A 23,002-nucleotide genomic window follows, 5' to 3' on the forward strand; every position below is an offset into this window, starting at 1 on the left:
GAATGAAGATGCTGCGAATTATCGTTATTTCCATCCTCACTCTAGGGGTTGCAGGAACAGCTTTCTGGGGTTATCAAGAGCATCGAGAAAAAAATGCGATCTTATTAAATGCTGAAAATAACTACCAGCGTGCTTTTCATGATCTCACGTTTCAGGTAGATTTACTAAATGATAAAATTGGTTCAACTTTGGCCATGAATTCCCGTAGTTCCTTATCTCCTGCTCTTGCAGAGGTATGGAAGATTACATCTGAAGCTCATAGTGACGTTGGACAACTTCCTCTCGCGCTCTTACCGTTCAATAAAACGGAAGAATTTTTAGCGAATATTGGGGATTTCAGTTATCGCGCTGCAATAAGAGATCTGGACAAAGAACCATTAAGCGAAAAAGAATATGAAAAATTAAAAGTACTTTATAAACAATCTGCAGATATTCAATCGGAATTAAGAAAAGTTCAACACATGGTCCTTAAGAATAACTTGAGATGGATGGATGTAGAATTAGCTCTCGCTACAGGAAAAGAGGCTGCAGATAATACCATCATTGATGGTTTCAAGACAGTGGAGAAAACCGTGGCTGGGTATGATGAAACTGACTTTGGACCAGCGTTCGTCAATTTGCAGAAGCGGGACGAAAACTTTAAGAAGCTGTCAGGAAAGAAAATCAGCAAACAAGAAGCTGTTGCTACTGCAAGAAAATACACGGGCCTTAAAGAAAATGATGATATTAAGGTTACTGAAAGTGGAAAAGGTTCGGATTATGGATTCTATAGTGTTTCCATTATGAACAAAAAATCTGGAATTGAAGCCAACATGGATATAACAAAAAAGGGTGGTTATCCTGTCTGGTTCTTAGTTTCACGTGATGTAAAGAAACAAAGCATTAGTCTTAATGATGCCTCTAATAACGCAATTAGATTTTTGAAAGAGAACGGGTTTAAGGATCTTGTATTATTTGAAAGTGCACAGTTTGACAATGTAGGAGCTTTTACATTTGTCTCAAATCAAAATAATATTAGGATATATCCGGAGTCAATTAAAGTGAAAATTGCACTTGATAACGGTAATATGATTGGGTTTTCAGCTGAGGATTATCTAAAATCCCATAAAGAAAAACGGGATATCCCTGCGCCTGCCTTGTCAAAAGAGGAAGCACGGAAGAAAATCAATCCGAGCTTGAAAGTGATGGAAGATAGTCTTGCAATTATTAACAATGACTTAAATGATGATGTGTTGTGTTATGAATTCGTGGGTACTCTCGGAGAGGATACTTACCGAATCTTCATCAATGCTGAAAGTGGAACGGAAGAGAAAGTTGAAAAATTAAAAAATGCTGAGCAAATTTATGAAGAGGTTGTATAGGAAGAGCAAAATATTTGCTTTTCCTTTTTTTTATTACATGTATAATTATAGTTATGATTATTAATTTATCCTTTTGTTTCACAGAGAATAAGGAAGTGTAGCGGCAATGATTAATATTGGGGATGTTCTTACCCTCGAACCTAAAAATAGCGATCAGTTCGAGAAATATAAAACAAAAATGGTGGAACGCAAAGGAAACGATCTATACATAGATTATCCAATTAACCTTAAAACAAATAAGACCGTGTTTCTTTTGGATGGAACACAATTGAAGGTAAGTTTCGTTGGCAAAGACGGTTCCATTTATTTGTTTGAAGCAGAAATAAAAGGAAGAGTAAAGCAAAATATTCCAATGCTAGTTCTTTCTTTTCCGGGAATAGAGCATCTGATAAAAATTCAAAGACGTCAATATGTCAGGGTTGAGACAGCAATCGATATCGCCATTCACCCTTTAAATTTGGAATTCGAGCCGTTTACGGCTATTACAGATGATATAAGTGCTGGAGGAGCAGCGATTATTTTTCCTAAGGAAACCCCACTGAAAGCGGGGATGACGGTCAACTCCTGGTATGTATTGCCGATGCAAAACGGAGAATATCATTATATTAAGGTTCAGTGTAAAGTTGTGAGGATTATTCCTTTTAGTGACATTAAGAGTAAGGCTTCGTTAGAGTTTATTGATATCTCAGGGTACGAAAGGCAGCTCGTCTTAAGATTGAGTTTCGAACGTCAATTAGCTAACAGAAATAAAGGTCTTTAATTCCAATTTGTATAAAAAAACTTATTGTCTCCGATACTATAACTATGTTTGATAGCGGAGTGGTTATAGTGAAAACAATGGAAAGAATCTTGATCAAGGTCATTGTTGTCCAATTCATTTTTTTGTTATTTTCGCAGTTTTTTCTGCATGTGTTCGATTTAATGCCTGAGTTAAAACAAATTACACAGTACGAAGGTGTCAGTAAAAATAGTTACACGAAAATAATAGAGACATTTAATGGGCAAAAATAATGGATGGCAGGGGATTTCCTGCTTTCTTTTTGCTTTAAAGACGGATAAATCAATGAATGGAATTTTCGAAGTGTTGCTTTTTTCGCAAAAGCAACAATCGATGCGAAAACATCCTTTTAATATGATAAAATATGCTAAAGAACAACTAGATATAGAAGGGAATCAACTTAAATGAATAACAGAATATCAATAGCAATTGATGGACCAGCGGCAGCAGGAAAGAGTACAGTTGCTAAAATTATCGCAGAAAAATTATCTTATATCTACATTGATACAGGAGCGATGTACAGAGCCCTTACTTATATGGCATTAAAACAAAATATCGACCTCGAGAATGAAAGTATGTTATTAGATGCATTGAACGATGCGGAAATTAAATTAGAGCCTGGAGATGAAGGACAACTTGTTTTCTTGAATGAGCAAAATGTTACGGAAGCGATCCGTTCTTCTGAAGTAACTAATCGTGTTTCCATTGTCGCTATGCATGAAGGTGTAAGAGCTGAGATGGTAAGAAGACAACAAGCTTTTGCAGTAAATGGCGGCGTAGTAATGGATGGTCGAGATATCGGAACACATGTGTTACCGCACGCTGAAGTAAAAGTGTTCCTGTTGGCTAGTGTGGAGGAAAGAGCGATCCGTAGACATACTGAAAATATCAACAAAGGCTACGATTCTGACTTGGAAAAATTGAAAGAAGAAATCGCAACTAGAGATAAACTCGATTCAGAACGAGAATTTGCTCCACTTAAAAAAGCCCATGATGCAATTGAATTAGATACAACTTCTTTGTCCATACCTCAAGTAGTTGATAAAATTATGGCTTTGGTGCTAGAAAGGGTAGGATGAGAGTGACCTTTTATTCATTTGTTAAGGCAATTGTTTATTCAGTATTAAAGCCTATTTATCGAATCGAGACAATCGGCATCGAGAATTTCCCAAAAGAAGGAGGGGTCCTTCTTTGTTCTAATCATATTGACAATTTGGACCCTCCAGTTGTTGCAATCATGGCATCTCGTCCTGTCCATTTTATGGCGAAAGAAGAGTTATTTTCGGTTCCGGTATTAGGGAAGATTGTCTCTCGACTAAATGCTTTCCCAGTTAAACGTGGAATGAGTGATCGCGAGGCAATCCGTAAGGGACTTGCTGTCTTGAAAGAGCAGAAGGTTTTAGGTTTGTTCCCTGAGGGTACTCGCAGTAAGAACGGTGAACTTGGTAAAGGTCTTGCAGGAGCAGGCTTCTTTGCGTTGAGGTCGGATGCAACTGTATTACCTTGCGCCATTATCGGACCGTATAAACCATTTAAGAAATTAAAAATGGTTTACGGCGAACCGATAGATATGCAGAAATTAAGGACAGAAAAAGCTTCTGCCGACGAGGCAACAGATGTGATTATGTCAGAGATACGTAAATTAATAGAACAATATAGATAGCATCTTGCTTGACAAATTAAGCTATTTATAAGAAGTTTATAAAAAGAGTTTTATTAGAATATTCTTTCGTTTTCTAGTGGTTAGTTACATATGTGCCATATGTGTTTCATATGACACATTATATATAAAAAGTAGCAGTCATGGACAAAGGAGGAGTACATATGACAGAAGATATGAACAATGTCGAAGTGCGAAATTTTGAAGTGGGTGACAAGGTTACGGGTCAAGTAACTAAAGTAGAAGAGAAACAAGTTCTTGTTAATATTTCAGGTAGTAAGATTGATGGTATCATCCCAATTAGTGAGCTTTCAAGCCTTCATGTTGAAAAAGCGACAGATGCAGTTGCTGAAGGTGATGAGTTAGAGTTGGAAGTATTAAAAGTGGAAGAAGATGCGTTGATCTTATCGAAAAGAAAAATCGATGCTGAAAAAGCATGGGAAGATTTGGAAAAGAAATTTAACAGTGGGGAAATCTTTGAAACAGAGGTAAAAGATGTTGTCAAAGGTGGCCTTGTTGTGGATCTTGGCGTTCGAGGATTCATTCCTGCTTCTCTCGTCGAATCTCACTTCGTTGAAGATTTTTCTGATTATAAAGGGAAGAATCTGAGTTTTAAAATCGTAGAACTTGATAAAGAGAAAAATAGATTAATTCTTTCTCATCGTGCAGTTGTAGAAGAAGAAAAGGGAAAGAAAAAACAAAATATCTTGGAATCTTTATCTGTCGGCCAAGTACTTGAGGGCACGGTTCAGCGCTTAACTGATTTTGGAGCCTTCGTAGATATAGGCGGTATCGATGGACTTGTTCATATTTCTCAGCTGTCATATGAACACGTAGGAAAGCCTTCTGATGTAGTTACAGAAGGCCAAAAGGTGAATGTAAAAGTATTGAATGTAGATAGAGACAATGAAAGAATCTCGCTTTCCATTAAAGAAACTTTGCCTGGACCATGGGCAAACATTTCTGATAAGACACCAAAGGGAAGTGTCCTTGATGGGACTGTCAAGCGATTAGTGTCATATGGAGCTTTTGTGGAAGTCGCTCCAGGTGTTGAGGGACTCGTGCACATTTCTCAAATTGCCCATAAGCATATTGCAACACCACATGAAGTGTTAAAAGAGAATCAAACAGTTAAGGTCAAGGTTCTGGATGTGAATGAACAAGAACAGAGACTTTCTTTAAGTATCAAGGACTTGCTTGAGAAAGAAGACGAAGTTCTTGATTATGAACTTCCTGAGGAGTCTACTGGATTCCAGCTTGGTGAGATGATCGGTGATAAGTTAAAGAATCTACGGAATTAATGGTGATACAGAGTGTCGAGATCTAAACGAAAAATGGAACATATACGGTTTGCCGTAGAGACTGGTCAATTAAGAAATACCGGTTTTGATGATATAAAATTCATTCATAAAAGCATACCGAATTTAGATGTGACCGACGTTAGTTTGGATTGCGAAGTGGGCGGACTTTCCTTAAGTTCGCCCATTTTTATCAATGCCATGACCGGCGGCGGGGGCGAAAGTACAATCGAAGCCAACCGTTCCCTTGCAATTGCTGCAAGGGAGACGGGTATTGCGATGGCTGTAGGATCACAAATGGCTGCACTTAAGGACCCTTCAGAAAGAAAATCGTATGAAATCGTGCGCAAAGTAAATCCCAATGGCGTGCTTATTGCTAACCTCGGTGCAGAAGCAACGGTTGAACAAGCAAAGGCTGCTATCGAAATGATTGGAGCCAATGCCATTCAGATTCATCTAAATGTTGTTCAGGAACTTGCAATGCCCGAAGGTGATCGTAATTTCAGTGGTGTCTTAGAAAGAATCGCGAATGTGGTAAAGTTCGTCGATGTACCTGTAATTGTAAAAGAAGTTGGATTTGGAATGAGTCGTGAAACAGTGACTGCGCTTGCGGGGATCGGCGTGAAAGTCGTGGATGTTGGAGGCTTTGGAGGAACTAATTTTGCTAAGATAGAAAATCTCCGTAACACCCGAGCCAAACCTTACTTCGAAGACTGGGGCATTCCAACGTCCATTTCGATTTTGGAAGCAACCAATACCGAGTGTGAAATTGATGTAATAGCATCAGGGGGAATCCAAACCTCTCTTGACGTCGCGAAAAGTTTGGCGTTAGGAGCCAAAATGGTAGGTATGGCTGGATTCTTGCTAAAAATCCTGATTGAGAATAATCTAGAAACCCTGATTGAAAGCATTGAAGATTTGCATGAGGATCTTTCATTTATTATGACTGCCTTAGGTACCTTGAATGTGGAAATGCTAAAAAGAAAGCCATTAATGATCTCTGGGCATACTCATCATTGGCTTAATGAAAGAAAGATTTGCACAAAAACATATAGTAATCGCTAAATGAAAAAAGCTCTCAAAATTGAGAGCTTTTTTTTCGTCATTCACTATACTTGGAGTCATTTAGGGCTCTTGCTTCTTCAGGGCTTTGCAATTTTGTTGCTCCATCATAATGTAGTGCTTGGTCTCTGTCCGATTCAACCCTACGACTTGCTTTAAGCTTCTTCTCTTGTCTATCTTTACCCATTTATAAACACCTCCTCATTTTAAGATGATTCCAAACAGCAGGAATATGCGTGACGTATGAAAATACATGTTTTTTACCAATAATGGAAATGTTAGGAGGGGGAAAATGGAAGGTATATTATTTTATTGGATTTCATGGTCTATATGGATTAGCGCTACCTTTATATTGAGTAAAAAAAATTCGATTAGAACACGGTTGGCTGTCCATATTTTAATTTTGATTATCTTATCCAATTACCATGTTCAGTTGGGTAATTTTCAATTCTACGCTAGTGGACTCTATATCTTGTTGGTTGCGTACGCATCTCTTCGAAAAGAAAGAAAAAGAGTGATTCTGTATTTAAGTGTTTGCTCGATTATCGTTGCCGCAAGTTATTCTTCATTCCACCTTTATGAACTGTTTGACCCAGTCTGGCTCTTCATGAAAAGGGAATGGATGCTGGGTATTTTACTATGCTACCTATCGATTTTAATGCAAAAAAAATTAAAATTTAGAATGATTATTGTCATGACTGGAGCAATGCAAGGGGACATACTTAACGCGCTTCTATTAAGCCGGCATTCACTCCCGTATCCTATAGGGGGGCTATCATTTTTAGATGTATGCGCGACTGCGTGTTCACTCATTTTCTTGTGGTCAGCACTTGAGCACTCAAGTAAGTTTTTTGAACAATATCTTCCATTCCAAGAAAAGGGGAACCAGAAATCATCATGAATGAGTATACATATCCGATTTTATTTGGTCTTATCGTAGGAACCCTCTCAAGAATTTATATGTTAAGAACAGACTATCGACAATATCCTACATATTTGCATGGGAAAATCATTCATATTGCGCTTGGATTTATCGCAGCTGGCCTCGGTACTGTTGCGATACCATCAATTATGGAAGAGGATTTTATGGCCATTACCTTCTTGACTCTTGCAGCTTCACAATTTCGTGAAGTGAGAAATATGGAAAGAAATACTTTGTCAGAACTCGATAAGTATGAATTGGTTCCAAGGGGGACGACCTATATTGAAGGAATTGCCGTAGCATTTGAAAGCAGGAACTATTTGGTGATATTCACATCTTTAATGACGACCCTGACTTATTTGGTATTTAATGTTTGGGTTGCGGTCATATCAGCCATCATTGCGATTCTGATTGCCAAACGTCTCATGTCAGGCGGTCAACTTAAGAAAATTGTCGACATTCAATACATTGAACCTCGTTTTGATGGTGCAGGCCTTTACGTTGATAATATCTACATTATGAATATCGGCTTGCCTGACAGGCAAAAAGAAGTATTGGAGTACGGGATGGGGTTTATTTTAACGCCTAAAAACTTTAATGCTCGAACAACTATCGCGAATTTAGGGCAAAGACAGGCGATCTTGCACGATGTTTCAAATGCACTTGGGGTCTATCGCGATTCTGGAACTCCTGCGCTTGTTCCATTAGCAAAAAGAGATCTAAACGATGGAAGAGTGGGTGTCTTTGTTCTTCCTCAAGAAAAGAATATAGACTGGGCCATAAAAATTATTGGAGCCGTACCCACCCTTGAAAATGCAATCAGGATGCCTACTGAACGGAAAAAGGAGCATGAAGGAAGGAGCGGTTTATGAATTTAGAAAAATTTATTTTGGCGGCAATTACCACAAATCCGCAAAAAATACTCGGTGGAACGGCAGTATTCCATTGTGAAACAAAGAAAGAAATGGAATCAATTGCAGCAAATCTTGAGGCGATTCTTGATGGAATTGCCCATTCCTTAGCGGAAGACTTATATATCATTGTGAAACATTAATATGTTTTCATTGCAGGAAAGTAATAACTTTTGATAATATAATATAGTTAAGCCCTTCTAATTGACAGAAGGGTTTATTTTATCATATTTCTTCTTTTTACCTAAGGCTCTTTTCGTAAACTTTGTTGTTATTGGCACAAGAAAAAGCCGGCTCTAAGGCTCTTTCTATCCTTATGCCACTAGAATATTAGCGTTTAGAATTTAATATTGAGGAAAAGAGCACGAAATAAGAATCTAAATGTGCCGTTGCATTTTCCGTAAAAGCAACAATCAATGCGAAAACAGTCTTGCCTAAAAATAAATGAGAGCTTTTTATGATAAACTTAAATATGATGCGATAAATGTGAATGTTTTTCGGTTTACAGAGAAAGGGTGAAACAAATGGTAAAACCAGTAATTGCGATTGTTGGTAGACCTAACGTAGGTAAGTCAACGATTTTCAATAGGATTGTAGGAGAAAGAATATCAATTGTAGAAGATATCCCTGGTGTGACAAGGGACCGTATTTATAGCTCAGCAGAGTGGCTTACACATGACTTTAATATTATCGATACAGGTGGAATAGATATTGGCGATGAGCCCTTCCTAGAGCAAATTCGCCAGCAGGCAGAAATTGCAATCGATGAAGCGGACGTTATTGTCTTTTTGACAAATGGACGCGAGGGAGTAACCGCTGCAGATGAAGAGGTAGCAAGAATCCTTTATAAATCGAAAAAGCCAGTGGTTTTAGCAGTGAACAAAATCGATAATCCTGAAATGCGTGATCAAATATACGACTTTTATGCTTTAGGATTTGGAGAACCATTCCCTATTTCAGGTTCACATGGACTTGGACTTGGAGATTTATTGGACGAGGCTGCAAAGTATTTTCCGAAAGACAAGGGTGGAGATTACGACGAGGATGTAATCAAGTTCAGTCTTATCGGTCGTCCGAATGTAGGGAAATCATCGCTAGTGAATGCGATCCTTGGTGAAGAAAGAGTAATTGTTAGTAATATTGCAGGTACGACAAGGGATGCAGTTGACTCTCCATATGTTTTTGACGGGAAAGAATATGTCATCATCGATACAGCCGGTATGCGTAAAAAAGGTAAAGTATACGAAAGTACAGAAAGATACAGTGTTTTGCGAGCATTGCGTGCAATAGAGCGATCAGATGTTGTTCTCGTTGTTATCGACGGCGAAGAAGGCATTATTGAGCAGGACAAAAAAATTGCAGGCTATGCACATGAAGCGGGTAGAGCAATTGTTATTGTCGTCAACAAATGGGATGCTGTTGAAAAAGACGAAAAAACAATGAAATTGTTTGAACAAAAAATTAGGGAGCATTTCCTATTCCTTGATTATGCTCCGATTGTGTTCCTATCGGCAAAAACAAAGAAGCGTGTCCATACTTTATTACCAATGATTGATTTAGCAAGTGAAAATCACTCTTTGAGAGTTCAGACAAATGTGCTTAACGATGTTATCATGGATGCGGTTGCCATGAATCCAACACCAACAGATAACGGCAAGCGCTTAAAAATTTACTATATGGCACAAGTTTCGGTTAAGCCACCAACATTCGTGGTGTTCGTTAACGAGCCAGAACTATTGCATTTCTCTTATGAACGATTCCTCGAGAACCGTATACGTGATACATTTGGGTTTGAAGGAACACCTATCAAAATCTATGCAAGAGAAAGAAAATAAGTAAAGGTTGTGATCGTGATGCAGAAATCGCAAAAAGTTGTTTCTGTTATAGGTGCAGGGAGCTGGGGTACAGCTTTAGCGATGGTCCTTGCTGATAATCATCATGAAGTAAGGTTGTGGAGTCATAATGCTTTGCAAGCTGAAGAAATCAATCTCCACCATACAAATAAGAAATATTTGCCTGAAATTAAATTGCCTGAAACCATTATTGGTTACTCATCACTTGAAGAAGCACTTTTTGGTGTTGAAATCATCATTTTAGCTGTACCTACTAAAGCTATTCGAGAAGTGCTAGGAAAAATCCGTCTAATACAAGAGAAGCCGCTTACTATTGTCCATGTGAGCAAAGGGATTGAACCAGATTCTCTGATGCGTATTTCGGAAATGATTGAAGAAGAAATGCCTGGAGATTTATTGAAAGATGTTGTGGTCCTTTCAGGTCCAAGTCATGCTGAAGAGGTAAGCCTCCGTCATCCCACAACGGTAACAGTTTCTTCAAAAAACATGAGAGCAGCAGAAGAAGTTCAGGATTTATTTATTAATCAAAGCTTCCGAGTATACACAAACCCTGATATTATTGGTGTTGAAATTGGCGGTGCATTAAAGAATATTATTGCCTTAGCTGCTGGCATCACTGATGGGTTAGGTTACGGGGATAATGCAAAGGCGGCTCTTATTACAAGAGGTCTTGCGGAAATCGCACGACTAGGCACAAAAATGGGGGCTAATCCTCTTACCTTTTCAGGATTGACAGGGATTGGTGACTTAATCGTTACATGTACGAGTGTTCATTCACGAAATTGGCGTGCTGGTCACCTTTTGGGCAAAGGTCATACTTTGCAGGAAGTCCTTGATAACATGGGAATGGTTGTAGAAGGGGTTCGGACAACCAAGGCAGCCCATCAGTTAGCTGAAAAGTATGAAGTGAATATGCCTATTACTTCTGCCCTTTATGATGTACTGTTTAATGGAGTTGATCCTAAGTCAGGAGTGGACATTCTGATGGCTCGTGGAAAAACTCATGAAATGGAAGATTTAGCGAATATCGTGGGAGAAAAGACAACTGAATAAGAGCCTTTCAAAAAATAGGCTATGTTAAAGGACATTGGTGATTTTAAGAAGAGACCCCACAGGAGCGCTAGCGACGAGGAGGCTCGGCGAATGTCCCCAAGACGAATTTGCTAATTCGTTACGGAAATCAGCGTCTGTAGCGGAAATCAACAGGCATTTTTAACAGCGCCAAAAAATAATGGCTAAAACCCCTTTGTACTAGGCATTTGAGGATACCTTTTGGGTTTGAAATGCATACAATGCAACGAAGCATACTGGTAAATTGAATTTGTGTTTGGGTTTTTAGTCGCAAAGGACTGAAGTAAGGATCTCGCCCCTCTTTACTTCGGTCTTTTTTTTGCTTGTACCTATAGATAATCACTATGTTATAATAACACTCGAAATAAGGAGGGGTTAATTTGTCACCGGCACTATTCAAGATGTGGATATCTCTTGCGGCTATGGGCATGATGTTCTTAGCTATTATTACTATTTATTTTAGCAGATATAAGCTTAAGGGTTTCTTTCGCTTAATTACTGCTTTCATTGCTTATGCGTTCATGATCGTTTCAGGAATTATTATAGTCATTGTTGTCTTCAGCGGACCGACAGGATGATGGAAATTACATATTATTGAAGGAATGATAGAATGAATCTCAAAAAAATATTTGTTATGATTCTGCTTATAGCATCTTTTCTCTCAGGGTGTATGTATCCTGATGCAGAATTAGAAAAGAATCAGGTTCCATACCAAGATCAAATTGATTCTGTGCAAAGAGCAGTAAATCAATTTCAACAAGATAATGGCGGGATTTTGCCAATTAAGACAAAAGATGCAACTACTCCGATCTATCAAAAATATCCGATAGATTTTCAAAGAGTTGTCCCGAAATATCTTGCAGAACCACCAGGGAATTCATTTGAAAATGGTGGGATTTTTCAATATGTGATTCTCGATGCAGAAACAAAACCAACGGTAAAATTGATTGATTTAAGGATAGCTGAAAAAATTCGTGATATAAAAATCCGATTGCAAACTCAGCAATATCCTCCTTTTGATAAAGAAATTGCAAAAAACGTTTACACACTAAATTTTAAAAAACTAGGATATAAAGAAACTCCCTTTGTAGTGAGTCCTTATACAAATCAAAATCTTTCCTTTGTCATTGATGGCCAAGGTGAGGTTTATGTTGATTATCGAAGCGATTTATTTGCAGAAATTTCTAAGTCTAAGCGGGATTTGAAACCAGGAGAAGACATCCGCTTTATTCTAGCTGAGAAATCTATGATTGTTCCAGCTTTCTCTTTGCCGTATACGATTGATTTGGAGACAAATGAGCCAGTCTTTTTATCTAAATAGTCATAACCCTTTTCCTACGAAATATATTGTAGGAGAAGGGTTTTTTTTATGGAAGAAATGAAAAGGTACAAACCCGGAAAATAGCAGACATGCAATGATTTTTATATAAGGGGGTAAAAAAATATTAAAAAGTTGTCATAACAATATAGGACAACATCATAAATATATACTGTCCAAAAATACCTAGAAGGATATTATTATCCCACTTTACTCTATGATCGGGAGGGGATCATTTGGAAAAGGTTGATATTTTCAATGATATTGCCGAAAGAACAGGCGGCGATATTTATTTAGGAGTAGTAGGTGCAGTGCGAACTGGGAAATCCACTTTCATTAAAAAGTTTATGGAGCTAGTTGTATTGCCTAACATGAGCAATGAGGCAGATAGAGCCAGAACGCTTGATGAGCTTCCGCAAAGTGCAGCAGGAAAGACAATCATGACGACTGAACCGAAATTCGTACCGAATCAAGCTGCCTCCATCTATGTGGGAGAAGGACTTGAAGTCAACATTAGATTAGTAGACTGTGTTGGATATACGGTACCAGGTGCAAAAGGTTATGAAGATGAGAATGGCCCAAGAATGATCACTACGCCATGGTATGAAGAGCCTATTCCATTCCATGAAGCTGCAGAGATTGGAACAAGAAAAGTAATCCAGGAACACTCTACAATCGGCGTTGTGATTACAACAGACGGCTCAATTGGGGAAATTCCTCGTAACAGCTATCTCGAAGCAGAAGAAAGAGTTATTGCTGAATTGAAAGAAGTTGGGAAACCTTTCATTATGGTTGTGAATAGTGCCCAGCCGCACCATCCAAATACAGAGTCTTTACGTCAGAACTTATCCGATAAATACGACATTCCTGTGCTTGCGATGAGTGTTGAGAGCATGAGAGAGTCTGATGTGCTCAATGTTTTAAGAGAGGCATTATATGAGTTCCCAGTACTTGAAGTAAATGTTAATCTTCCAAGCTGGGTAATGGTCTTAAGAGAAAATCATTGGTTAAGAGAAAATTATCAAGAAGCTGTAAGGGAAACGGTAAAAGACATTAAGAGACTAAGAGACGTGGATCGTGTCGTACAACAATTCAGTGATTTCGAATTCATTGATCGAGCTGGATTAGCTGGAATTGAGATGGGTCAAGGGGTAGCGGAAATCGATTTATTTGCTCCAGATGACCTTTACGATGATATTCTAAAAGAAGTTGTAGGCGTCGAAATTCGTGGCAAAGATCATCTGTTAGAACTAATGCAAGACTTTGCTCATGCCAAGGCAGAGTATGATCATATTTCAGATGCATTGAAAATGGTTAAGCAAACGGGCTACGGAATCGCTTCCCCATCGCTTGCTGATATGAGCCTGGAAGAACCGGAAATCATTAGGCAGGGCGCGAGATTTGGTGTCCGTTTGAAAGCAGTGGCACCATCTATTCACATGATTAAAGTGGATGTGGAATCTGAATTTGCTCCAATCATTGGTACCGAAAAACAAAGCGAAGAGCTGGTTAGGTACTTAATGCAAGATTTTGAGGATGATCCACTATCGATTTGGAATTCTGATATCTTTGGGCGTAGCCTAAGTTCAATCGTAAGAGAGGGTATCCAAGCGAAATTATCGCTTATGCCAGAGAATGCTCGTTATAAGTTGAAAGAAACGCTAGAAAGAATCATTAATGAAGGTTCTGGCGGACTGATCGCGATTATCCTTTAATTAGAGGCTCCGTTTAGGAGTCTTTTTTTTGGGTAAAAAAGATAAGCGCAAAACCATTGTTAAAGGCATTGTCAAGTACTGCGCCAAGAGGATTCAACAATAAATGACAGGAAATTACATAATTCTAGTGAAAATGAAAAGATTGGCATCTTTTCTATAAATTTTCTTGATATGCAGATTTTAATGTGATAATCTTTTAACAGAATTATTGTTGCAACGATAAAACCCTTGATTTTATTGGGTTTTTATAAAAAAATAGATTGAAATCTGTTGTAAGATGTTTTAAGATAGCACTGTCAACAAAATACGTTGCAACGTATAGAATTGATGAAATTTGTTTAGAAATGTAGATAAGTAATCTTATTTACTAAGTTTTTGAAAAATTTTTGGGAGGAGGTGAATGGCATGAACAAAACAGAACTTATTAACGCAGTTGCTGAGGCTAGTGAACTTTCTAAGAAAGACGCTACTAAAGCAGTTGATGCTGTATTCGATGCTATTTTAGACGCATTGAAAAATGGCGATAAAGTACAATTAATCGGTTTCGGAAACTTCGAAGTACGTGAGCGTGCTGCACGTAAAGGTCGTAACCCACAAACTGGGGATGAGATCGAAATCGCTGCAAGCAAGGTTCCTGCTTTCAAACCAGGTAAAGCGCTTAAAGACGCAGTGAAATAATTACATACCATTTTCTGCTTTTAGCGTATGCTTGAGCAAAGGCCGCGGAGAAATCTGCGGCCTTTTACATTTCTTCTTTTTGATTCGCATTCCTTTTGACAAACAAGGACTTTGCCTGACATGAAAAGGGTATGCTAATATGGAGAATGCATACATATAAGTGGTGGTTCATAGGAGGAAACAACATGTCAAATATAAATCGCGCCCAAATTGAAGAGGCGGTTCGTTTAATTTTAGAAGCAATCGGTGAAGATCCAAATCGTGAAGGGTTATTGGATACGCCAAAGCGAGTAGCAAAAATGTACGAAGAAGTTTTCAGTGGTCTAAATCAAGATCCAAAGGAATATTTTGAAACGGTATTTGGAGAAGAACACGAGGAACTCGTTTTAGTAAAAGATATTCCATTTTACTCTACTTGCGAACATCACCTAGTTCCCTTTTTCGGCAAAGCACACGTAGCTTATATCCCTCGTGGTGGAAGGGTTACTGGATTAAGTAAGCTTGCAAGGGCTGTAGAGGCTGTTGCTAAGAGACCCCAGTTACAGGAAAGAATTACTTCAACGATTGCGGATAGTATAAAAGAAAAGCTTGATCCACATGGTGTAATGGTAGTCGTGGAAGCTGAACACATGTGCATGACAATGCGAGGCGTTAAAAAACCAGGTTCTAAAACGGTTACTTCAGCCGTTCGAGGAGTTTTCGCTAAAGATGCACGTGCACGGTCAGAGGTACTTACATTCATCAAGGGATAATAATCGGAGAAGATGGTAGCACTATTTAAAGGGGTGAAACAATGGAAAAACAGCGTGTTTCCTTAAACGGTGAATATGTAGTCATTAAAGCTGTTGAAGATGGAGTGAATGTAATCGGCCTTACAAGAGGTACAGATACAAAGTTTCATCATTCAGAGAAGTTGGATAAGGGTGAAGTGATGATCGCGCAATTTACAGAACATACTTCGGCAATTAAGATTAGAGGGAATGCTACCATTTTAACTTGCTTCGGTGAAGTCACGAGCGAAACTAAGTAATGACAAGGTGGCTGCTAGTCAGTACTCTCAATAATCATACTAACTTGTTCGGGTTTTTATTTTGTGCAAGAATGACCAATTAATTTTCATTTATGTTATAATGGGGACTGTTTGATATTAATATTACACATACTTGTAAGCGCATAATTGACAGCCAAATAAATAAAAATGATCCGAAATAAATACATAATCGTTAATACTTCGTGGAAACAAGGGTGATGAGAGTGCAGGACATTCGAAATAAAATAGCTGAAATGAAGGAACAGGTAGAACAGAAGGTTCTTCATCCTTATTTGCTTAAGTATATACAAGCACCGGTCATCGATGAGGATAAACTTCTTTTACTCATTTCCGTATTGGACAAACTCGAATTGTCTTATCCAAAGCTCAAGAATTATGTGATAACAACAATGTTAATACAGATTGCTCTTGATACACACGAATATGTTTCAAATGGCCCTTTGACGGCGAGCAATGGTGCTGAAGATGGTCTAAAAGCCCGTCAATTGAATGTATTGGCTGGTGATTATTACAGCGGCTTATATTATAAACTTCTTGCGGATATGGATGAAATAATGGTAATCCGAGCATTGGCAGAAGGAATTAAAGATGTAAATGAACAAAAAATTTCTGTCTATCAGAAGGATATGGAAGACATTGAAAAGCTAATCGCAGGCATGAAGATAATTGAAGGTGCATTATTAATCAGGCTGACAGATTTGCTGAAGGTTTCAAATTGGAATGATATCATTCTTAATTTCTTACTGGTGAAACGCTTGCTCTCTGAAAAAGGACTATTTATTTCAGGTAGACATTCGATGTTTTTTAATGCACTTAAGAAAATTCTATTTCCTAAAAATGAAGCAACACAAAAAGAACTTTCTAAAGAACAGCAAAACTATCTTTTGCTTATCTGTGACCGTTATATTGATTTTTCAATCGGACTTGTAACAGAAAGATTGAATCATTTTGAAGATGGAAATGAAATATTGGAAAATCAAATCTTATCTGTTTTTAACGGACACCATTCAATTGCAAAAACACTTGTGGAAGAAGGTTAACATACATGAGTCAGTCAAAAGAGGAAAGGGTTCATGGCGTCTTTGAAAAAATCTATGAAAACTACGATAAGATGAATTCTGTCATCAGTTTTCAGCAACACTTAAAGTGGCGCAATGAAACGATGAAGAAGATGAACGTTCAAGAAGGGGCCAAGGCGCTGGATGTGTGCTGTGGAACTGCAGATTGGACAATCGCTTTAGCTCAGGCAGTCGGAGAAAAAGGGCATGTTACAGGGCTAGATTTTAGTAAGAATATGCTTAAAATCGGCCAAGAAAAAATCGATAGCATGAAACTCGGGCAAGTTAAATTGATTCATGGGAACGCTATGGAACTTCCATTCGATGACAATTCCTTTGACTATGTGACAATCGGATTTGGATTAAGAAACGTGCCTGACTATTTGCAAGTCTTAAAGGAAATGCATCGTGTTCTGAAACCAGGTGGCATTGCAGTCTGTTTGGAAACGTCTCAACCAACAGTGTTTGGCTTCAAACAAATTTTCAATATTTATTTCCGCTTTATTATGCCGATCTTCGGCAAGCTTTTTGCAAAAAGCTATAAAGAATATTCTTGGTTACAAGAATCGGCCCGTGATTTTCCGGGAATAAAAGAACTAGCGAAGTTATTTGAAAATGCTGGATTCAAAGATGTATGGTATAAACCATTTAACGGTGGAGTTGCAGCCGTCCATATAGGCAAAAAGTGACGATTATAAGAAGATGCGATAATAAAGCTGGGTGAATTGAAATGAAATTAAAGATGATGTACTCATTTTTAAATTCGGATATTAATTTAATTGAGAAGAAACTTGAAGAGACCATACAAGCTGAGTCTCTACTTTTGCGTCAAGCATCACTGCATACACTCCAGGCAGGGGGGAAAAGAATTCGCCCTGTCTTTGTTTTGCTCGCAGCCAAGTTTGGAAAATACGATATAAATGTGATTAGCAATGTTGCTGTAGCATTGGAACTCATTCACATGGCTTCTCTTGTGCATGACGATGTCATTGATGATGCGGATCTTCGTCGCGGACAACCAACCATTAAGTCAAAGTGGGATAATCGAATTGCTATGTATACTGGTGATTATATTTTTGCATTATCACTTGAGTTGATGACAAGCATAGACAAAGCTGAGGCCCACAAAATACTTTCTAATACGATTGTTGAAGTGTGCATAGGTGAAATAGACCAAATTCAAGATAAGTTTCGTTATGATCAAAATTTACGCACTTATCTCAGGAGAATAAAGCGTAAGACAGCCCTCTTAATCGCCGCAAGCTGTCAGCTTGGAGCTGTCTCTGCAAATGCTGACGCTTTTGTTCATACTCGATTATATCGCTTTGGCTATTATGTGGGCATGGCGTTTCAAATAACTGATGATGTTTTGGATTTCACTGCAACTGAAAAGGAACTTGGTAAACCAGCTGGCAGTGACCTTTTGAGTGGGAATATCACACTACCTGTTTTATATGCTATGGAAAATCCTGAAATACGAAATGAAATCCACCGTGTCAATGAAAATACAAAACCGGAAGATATGCTAAAAGTAATTGAACTCATCAAAAATTCGGGAGCAATCGAGAAATCTATGCGTGTGAGTGCCCTATATTTAGATAAGGCACTACGCATTCTTGAAGAACTTCCTCAAAACAAGGCGAGAAAAGCCCTGCGTGACATAGCTCGATTCATTGGTAAGCGTAAGTATTAAAAAAATACCAATATCATTTTTAAAAAGTGAACTCCATTTCTAACTTGCGAAATTTTCTTAACAATGGTACGATTCTCGTGGATTGTCCAAAAAGACAATTTTCATACATACAAACTTAGGAGTGGAGTTCATGGAAAAAACATTTTTAATGGTTAAACCTGATGGTGTACAAAGAAATTTAATCGGTGAAATCGTCGGCCGTTTTGAAAGAAAAGGCTTCCATCTTGCAGGAGCAAAACTTATGAGCATTCCAAGAGAACTTGCTGAAGAGCATTATGGTGAGCACAAAGAGCGTCCTTTCTTTGGTGAATTAGTTGACTTCATTACTTCTGGGCCTGTATTTGCAATGGTATGGCAAGGTGAGAATGCAATTGCGACAGCACGTCAAATGATGGGTGCAACAAACCCTAAAGATGCAGCTCCTGGTACACTTCGTGGAGATTTCGGACTAACAGTTGGAAAGAACGTTATTCACGGATCTGACTCTGCTACAAGTGCAGAACGCGAAATCGGACTTTTCTTCAAAGAAGAAGAGCTAGTTGAATATTCTAAGTTAATTAACGAGTGGGTATACTAGTCTTATAACCTGCTTTACTGAGGCATTTGTATGTTACAATACAAATGCCTTTTTTTGCACACGCTTTCAGAAATTTGAATTGTTAAAAAGTGATGGTTTTTTATTTATTATTACAGTCCTTAAAGGTATACTAATGGATAAGAATTGCACCTACGAGGAGAAACTACATGTCTCAGGATTATCATATTTTCGTAAGTAATATTAAAAGAAAAACGGGTGTGGATTTAGCTCTTTATAAAGAAGCTCAGATGAAAAGACGCCTAACGTCTTTATATGAGAAAAAAGGGTTTAAATCATTCGAGCAATTTTTTAATGAATTAAATAGAAACGACAAACTGTTGAATGAGTTTTTAGATCGCATGACCATCAATGTATCAGAGTTTTACAGAAACTATAAAAGATGGGAAGTGCTCGAGCAAAACATCCTGCCTAACATTCTAAAAACTAATAAACGCCCTAAAATTTGGAGTGCAGCTTGTTCTACAGGTGAAGAACCATATACACTCGCTATGATCATTTCAAAATTCCTTCCGCTTTCTCAAGTTCAAATATTAGCGACAGACATCGATGAAAATGTCCTTGCGAGAGCTAAGAATGCAGTATATCCAGAAAGGTCCCTTAATGAGGTTCCTTCAGATATAAAGAGTAAGTTTTTTGTAAGGGACGGAGATCTATATTCGGTTACAGATGACATTAAAAAGACCGTCACTTTCAAAAAACAAAACCTGCTTTCAGACCCTTTTGGGGGAGGTTTCGATCTGATTGTTTGTCGGAACGTGCTGATTTATTTTACGGAGGAAGCTAAGGACGAATTGTATAAAAAATTCAGTTCGGCACTCAGAAAAGACGGTATATTTTTTGTTGGTAGTACCGAGCAGATTTTCAATCCAGGAAATTACGGATTTGAAACAGAGGAAACATTCTTTTATCGTAAAAAATAAATTTCAAAAACAAGAGCTCGTATTTATAGGGCTCTTTTTTCATAAATTGGCTTTGATGTTTCCACTACATGTTCTTTTTTTATGTAAGGGTAGTATCGTCATCATCAACATCGGATTCTGAGGCTTTCCATGTTCCTCTTTAACATCTCTTTAGTGCTTTGCTCATTCAAGGATGCAGATTCAATGTATAGCGGGTAACCGGGCTGCACAGTCCTTACATAGTGGAATGAGAAAGAAGACAGTCGAAAGGGAGAGACCTCTAGTTGGAATCTAAACAATGTAGTTTACTTAGGTTATGAAAAAAAGAAAAATGATTTTCTGATTTTAACCAAAAAATTTTGTGAGATTAACTATTCATATACATGGCTGTATGTTATATTGGAAAAAATCCTTTAGCGAGTTGAAGGGGGAAAGAGTATGAGATACTTAACGGCGGGTGAATCACACGGCCCACAATTAACGACCATCATAGAAGGATTGCCATCAGGTATGCCTCTAGTGGCACAAACCATTAACGACCAATTAGCAAGACGGCAAAAGGGCCATGGTCGTGGAAGACGCATGCAAATCGAAAAAGATACGGTGGAAATTCACTCAGGTGTCCGCCATGGATATACGATTGGTTCACCGATAACCCTTGTAGTCGAAAATAACGATTGGAAACATTGGACACATATTATGGGTGCTGAACCAATAGAGGATAGTTCCGATGATGAAGTGAAGAGAAAGATCTCTCGACCGCGTCCAGGGCATGCAGACTTAAACGGAGCAATGAAATATGGGCATCGTGATATGAGGAATGTTCTTGAAAGGTCTTCGGCAAGAGAAACAACCGTTAGAGTAGCAGCAGGAGCGACAGCCAAGCATTTGTTGGAACTCCTCGGAATTAAAGTAGTTTCTCACGTCCTTGAGATAGGTGGCGTTAGAGCGGATACTCCAGAAGGTTTGACATTGGAGCAAATTGATGAGATTTCTGAGGCTTCTCCAGTAAGATGTTTGGATCAGGTGGCCGCACAAAAAATGATGGACGCAATTGATGATGCCAAGAAAAATGGAGATTCCATCGGAGGCATTGTGGAGGTAATCGTTGAAGGTATGCCACCTGGGATCGGGAGTTATGTTCATTTTGATCGTAAGTTAGATGCAAAAATTGCTGCATCAATTGTGAGTATAAATGCTTTTAAGGGTGTAGAGTTTGGTATTGGCTTTGAAGCAGCAAGGAATCCTGGCAGTAAAGTACATGATGAAATTGCCTGGAATCCCGAAGAAGGCTACTACCGAAAAACGAATAGGTTAGGTGGCTTCGAAGGTGGTATGACAACAGGTATGCCTATTGTAGTCCGCGGAGTGATGAAACCTATTCCAACTTTATATAAGCCTTTGATGAGTGTAGATATAGAATCAAAAGAACCGTTTGCGGCGAGCATTGAACGTTCGGATAGTTGTGCTGTTCCAGCTGCTGCAGTGGTTGCTGAAAATGTTGTTGCTTGGGAAGTTGCTTCTGCCATCGTCAGTCAGTTTTCGAGTGATCGATTCGATGCACTGAAAGAAGAATTAGCAAGGCATCGACAATATGTGAGGGAATTTTAATGGAGAGCTTGATCATTCATACCGAATCCAAAGACTATCCAGTTGTGATTGGGTATGATGTGATACATAAATTAAGAGATTTTCTTATTGAATCCCAATTCAGTAAAGTTCTGATCATAACAGATACTACACTTGAAAAATTGCACTTATCTACCCTACAAAAAGAACTGATAGGAATCGGAATTGAAGTATTTGTCGTCCCGAGTGGTGAGAGTGCAAAAACTTTTGAGGTTTTTTATCAAGTTCAAACATATGCTCTTCAATCTCATCTTGACCGAAACTCGGTCATTGTTGCGTTTGGCGGAGGTGCAGTTGGGGATATGGCAGGCTTTGTGGCTGCAACCTATATGCGGGGAATACCATTTATTCAAGTCCCTACCACCATTTTGGCACATGATAGTGCTGTTGGCGGAAAGGTAGCCATTAATCATGAACTTGGAAAAAATATGATTGGATCATTTTACCAGCCGGAAGCTGTATTTTATGATATGCGCTTTTTAGAAACACTTCCGAAGCAGGAAGTTCGATCGGGTTTTGCAGAAATTATTAAGCACGCACTTATTTCGGATAAAAACTTCTATCATTGGCTTATGAATAAAACTCCAGCCTTTTCAAAGTTATCAAATAAGCACCTCGAGAATGCAATAACCATGGGAGTCAAAATAAAAGGTAACATTGTATCAAAGGATGAAAAAGAAACTGGGATTAGGGCTTTTCTAAATTTTGGCCATACTCTCGGTCATGCAATAGAGGCGGAAATGGGTTACGGCAAGATTAGTCATGGTGAAGCAGTTGTCATTGGCATGGTATTTGCTCTCCAAATCAGCCAAGATATTTATGAGTTGGAATTCGAACTAGATACTTTCACTACTTGGTTAGAAGGCCTTGGATACACGACCAAAATTCCGATTGGACTCTCTCCGAGTAAATTGTTGGTAAGAATGAAAGGCGATAAAAAAGCCTTTTCTGAAAGTGTAAGATTTGTATTGTTAAAGGAAATTGGAAATCCAGGATTAAAGAGTCTCACAGATGAATATTTGTTAGAGAAACTAAATTTATTTATGGAGGGGGAAAGGATATGATTCGCGGCGTTAGGGGAGCCATTACGATGAAAGAAAATCTTGAAGAAGATATTTTGGCAGGAACCGAACGGCTACTGAGAACAATGATTGAAAGAAATGGCATTGTAGCTGACAACGTTGCATCTGTCCTCATCTCTGCCACTGATGATCTAAATGCGACCTTTCCAGCAAAGGCTCTAAGAAGGTTAGAAGATTGGACATATGTTCCGGTAATGTGTATGAAAGAGCTTGAGATTCCCAATGGAATTCGTAAATGTGTGAGGATTATGATTCACTTGAATACAGATGTTCCGCAGTCGGAGGTCAAGCATGTCTATCTAGATGGTGCTGTTATTTTAAGACCCGACCTGCTAAATAAATGATTGCTGATAGCCTTAAGTAAA

The 23,002-nt window shown here is 38.4% G+C and carries 27 protein-coding genes; 26 read left to right on the forward strand and 1 reads right to left on the reverse strand.

Features of this window, described 5'->3' with window-relative positions; genetic code table 11:
- Positions 1 to 8: 8 nt before the first annotated feature.
- From ypeB to fni, 8 genes are all read left to right on the forward strand, one after another.
- Positions 9 to 1,361 carry a germination protein YpeB gene (ypeB, locus tag BMZ31_RS08220; protein ID WP_090831240.1) on the forward strand — a complete coding sequence of 451 codons (1,353 nt, stop codon included), beginning with the start codon at positions 9 to 11 and terminating at the stop codon, positions 1,359 to 1,361.
- Positions 1,362 to 1,467: 106 nt separating this feature from the next.
- Positions 1,468 to 2,121 carry a flagellar brake protein gene (locus BMZ31_RS08225; RefSeq protein ID WP_090831241.1) on the forward strand — a complete coding sequence of 218 codons (654 nt, stop codon included), beginning with the start codon at positions 1,468 to 1,470 and terminating at the stop codon, positions 2,119 to 2,121.
- A 77-nt stretch (positions 2,122 to 2,198) separates the two neighbouring features.
- On the forward strand, positions 2,199 to 2,372 hold the full coding sequence (locus BMZ31_RS08230; protein WP_254778703.1) for a YpfB family protein: 174 nt from the start codon (positions 2,199 to 2,201) through the stop codon (positions 2,370 to 2,372).
- The gene (locus tag BMZ31_RS08235) at positions 2,359 to 2,547 is read left to right on the forward strand and encodes a hypothetical protein (RefSeq protein ID WP_090831243.1); all 189 of its coding nucleotides are present in this window, start codon (positions 2,359 to 2,361) and stop codon (positions 2,545 to 2,547) included. The genes BMZ31_RS08230 and BMZ31_RS08235 overlap by 14 nt, the downstream gene beginning before the upstream one ends.
- Positions 2,544 to 3,218 carry a (d)CMP kinase gene (gene cmk, locus BMZ31_RS08240; protein ID WP_090831244.1) on the forward strand — a complete coding sequence of 225 codons (675 nt, stop codon included), beginning with the start codon at positions 2,544 to 2,546 and terminating at the stop codon, positions 3,216 to 3,218. The genes BMZ31_RS08235 and cmk overlap by 4 nt, the downstream gene beginning before the upstream one ends.
- Positions 3,219 to 3,220: 2 nt before the next feature.
- The gene (locus BMZ31_RS08245) at positions 3,221 to 3,802 is read left to right on the forward strand and encodes a lysophospholipid acyltransferase family protein (RefSeq protein ID WP_090831245.1); all 582 of its coding nucleotides are present in this window, start codon (positions 3,221 to 3,223) and stop codon (positions 3,800 to 3,802) included.
- Positions 3,803 to 3,963: 161 nt separating this feature from the next.
- Entirely contained in the window at positions 3,964 to 5,100 is a 1,137-nt protein-coding gene (gene rpsA, locus BMZ31_RS08250; protein WP_090831246.1) for a 30S ribosomal protein S1, read from the forward strand.
- A 12-nt stretch (positions 5,101 to 5,112) separates the two neighbouring features.
- Positions 5,113 to 6,162 carry a type 2 isopentenyl-diphosphate Delta-isomerase gene (gene fni, locus BMZ31_RS08255; RefSeq protein WP_090831247.1) on the forward strand — a complete coding sequence of 350 codons (1,050 nt, stop codon included), beginning with the start codon at positions 5,113 to 5,115 and terminating at the stop codon, positions 6,160 to 6,162.
- A gap of 37 nt (positions 6,163 to 6,199) precedes the next feature.
- On the opposite strand, the gene BMZ31_RS08260 is transcribed toward fni, so the two are convergent.
- Positions 6,200 to 6,346, reverse strand: a complete 147-nt coding sequence (locus tag BMZ31_RS08260) for a YpzI family protein (protein WP_090831248.1) — start codon at positions 6,344 to 6,346, stop codon at positions 6,200 to 6,202.
- 710 nt (positions 6,347 to 7,056) lie between these two features.
- On the opposite strand from BMZ31_RS08260, the gene BMZ31_RS08270 reads away from it, so the two are divergent.
- The 18 genes from BMZ31_RS08270 to aroH all read left to right on the forward strand — a co-directional run bounded on the left by BMZ31_RS08270 (position 7,057) and on the right by aroH (position 22,981).
- Positions 7,057 to 7,953: a YIEGIA family protein gene (locus BMZ31_RS08270; protein ID WP_090831250.1), complete on the forward strand. Its 897-nt coding sequence runs from the start codon at positions 7,057 to 7,059 to the stop codon at positions 7,951 to 7,953.
- Positions 7,950 to 8,135 (forward strand): capping complex subunit for YIEGIA, encoded by a 186-nt coding sequence (locus BMZ31_RS08275; protein WP_090831251.1) that lies wholly within the window; start codon positions 7,950 to 7,952, stop codon positions 8,133 to 8,135. Before BMZ31_RS08270 ends, BMZ31_RS08275 begins: the two co-directional genes overlap by 4 nt.
- Positions 8,136 to 8,516: 381 nt before the next feature.
- Positions 8,517 to 9,827, forward strand: coding sequence for a ribosome biogenesis GTPase Der (gene der / locus BMZ31_RS08280; RefSeq protein WP_090831252.1), 1,311 nt, complete (start codon positions 8,517 to 8,519; stop codon positions 9,825 to 9,827).
- Between the two features lie 18 nt (positions 9,828 to 9,845).
- Positions 9,846 to 10,898, forward strand: a complete 1,053-nt coding sequence (locus BMZ31_RS08285) for an NAD(P)H-dependent glycerol-3-phosphate dehydrogenase (RefSeq protein WP_090831253.1) — start codon at positions 9,846 to 9,848, stop codon at positions 10,896 to 10,898.
- Positions 10,899 to 11,296: 398 nt separating this feature from the next.
- On the forward strand, positions 11,297 to 11,494 hold the full coding sequence (locus BMZ31_RS08290; RefSeq protein ID WP_090831254.1) for a DUF2768 domain-containing protein: 198 nt from the start codon (positions 11,297 to 11,299) through the stop codon (positions 11,492 to 11,494).
- Positions 11,495 to 11,550: 56 nt separating this feature from the next.
- Complete coding sequence (locus tag BMZ31_RS08295; protein ID WP_254778667.1) at positions 11,551 to 12,237, forward strand: hypothetical protein; 687 nt, start codon at positions 11,551 to 11,553, stop codon at positions 12,235 to 12,237.
- Between the two features lie 233 nt (positions 12,238 to 12,470).
- Positions 12,471 to 13,949 (forward strand): stage IV sporulation protein A, encoded by a 1,479-nt coding sequence (spoIVA, locus tag BMZ31_RS08300; RefSeq protein ID WP_090831256.1) that lies wholly within the window; start codon positions 12,471 to 12,473, stop codon positions 13,947 to 13,949.
- Between the two features lie 405 nt (positions 13,950 to 14,354).
- Complete coding sequence (locus BMZ31_RS08305) at positions 14,355 to 14,627, forward strand: HU family DNA-binding protein (RefSeq protein ID WP_007084878.1); 273 nt, start codon at positions 14,355 to 14,357, stop codon at positions 14,625 to 14,627.
- A 185-nt stretch (positions 14,628 to 14,812) separates the two neighbouring features.
- Entirely contained in the window at positions 14,813 to 15,379 is a 567-nt protein-coding gene (gene folE, locus BMZ31_RS08310) for a GTP cyclohydrolase I FolE (RefSeq protein WP_090831258.1), read from the forward strand.
- Between the two features lie 41 nt (positions 15,380 to 15,420).
- Positions 15,421 to 15,657 (forward strand): trp RNA-binding attenuation protein MtrB, encoded by a 237-nt coding sequence (mtrB, locus tag BMZ31_RS08315; RefSeq protein ID WP_090831259.1) that lies wholly within the window; start codon positions 15,421 to 15,423, stop codon positions 15,655 to 15,657.
- Between the two features lie 218 nt (positions 15,658 to 15,875).
- A complete protein-coding gene (locus BMZ31_RS08320; RefSeq protein WP_254778705.1) occupies positions 15,876 to 16,718 on the forward strand; it encodes a heptaprenyl diphosphate synthase component 1 in 843 nt (280 codons plus the stop codon).
- Between the two features lie 5 nt (positions 16,719 to 16,723).
- Positions 16,724 to 17,425 carry a demethylmenaquinone methyltransferase gene (locus BMZ31_RS08325; RefSeq protein ID WP_090831261.1) on the forward strand — a complete coding sequence of 234 codons (702 nt, stop codon included), beginning with the start codon at positions 16,724 to 16,726 and terminating at the stop codon, positions 17,423 to 17,425.
- Positions 17,426 to 17,466: 41 nt separating this feature from the next.
- On the forward strand, positions 17,467 to 18,429 hold the full coding sequence (gene hepT / locus BMZ31_RS08330) for a heptaprenyl diphosphate synthase component II (RefSeq protein WP_090831262.1): 963 nt from the start codon (positions 17,467 to 17,469) through the stop codon (positions 18,427 to 18,429).
- Positions 18,430 to 18,559: 130 nt separating this feature from the next.
- Positions 18,560 to 19,006, forward strand: coding sequence for a nucleoside-diphosphate kinase (gene ndk / locus BMZ31_RS08335; RefSeq protein ID WP_090831263.1), 447 nt, complete (start codon positions 18,560 to 18,562; stop codon positions 19,004 to 19,006).
- A 167-nt stretch (positions 19,007 to 19,173) separates the two neighbouring features.
- On the forward strand, positions 19,174 to 19,947 hold the full coding sequence (locus tag BMZ31_RS08340) for a CheR family methyltransferase (protein WP_090831264.1): 774 nt from the start codon (positions 19,174 to 19,176) through the stop codon (positions 19,945 to 19,947).
- Positions 19,948 to 20,364: 417 nt separating this feature from the next.
- A complete protein-coding gene (gene aroC / locus BMZ31_RS08345) occupies positions 20,365 to 21,537 on the forward strand; it encodes a chorismate synthase (protein ID WP_090831265.1) in 1,173 nt (390 codons plus the stop codon).
- Positions 21,537 to 22,619 (forward strand): 3-dehydroquinate synthase, encoded by a 1,083-nt coding sequence (gene aroB, locus BMZ31_RS08350; RefSeq protein ID WP_090831266.1) that lies wholly within the window; start codon positions 21,537 to 21,539, stop codon positions 22,617 to 22,619. The genes aroC and aroB overlap by 1 nt, the downstream gene beginning before the upstream one ends.
- A complete protein-coding gene (gene aroH, locus BMZ31_RS08355; protein ID WP_090831267.1) occupies positions 22,616 to 22,981 on the forward strand; it encodes a chorismate mutase in 366 nt (121 codons plus the stop codon). The genes aroB and aroH overlap by 4 nt, the downstream gene beginning before the upstream one ends.
- Positions 22,982 to 23,002: the final 21 nt, after the last annotated feature.

Source organism: Bacillus sp. cl95, from assembly GCF_900115925.1.
Classification (GTDB): Bacteria; Bacillota; Bacilli; order Bacillales; family Cytobacillaceae; genus Neobacillus_A.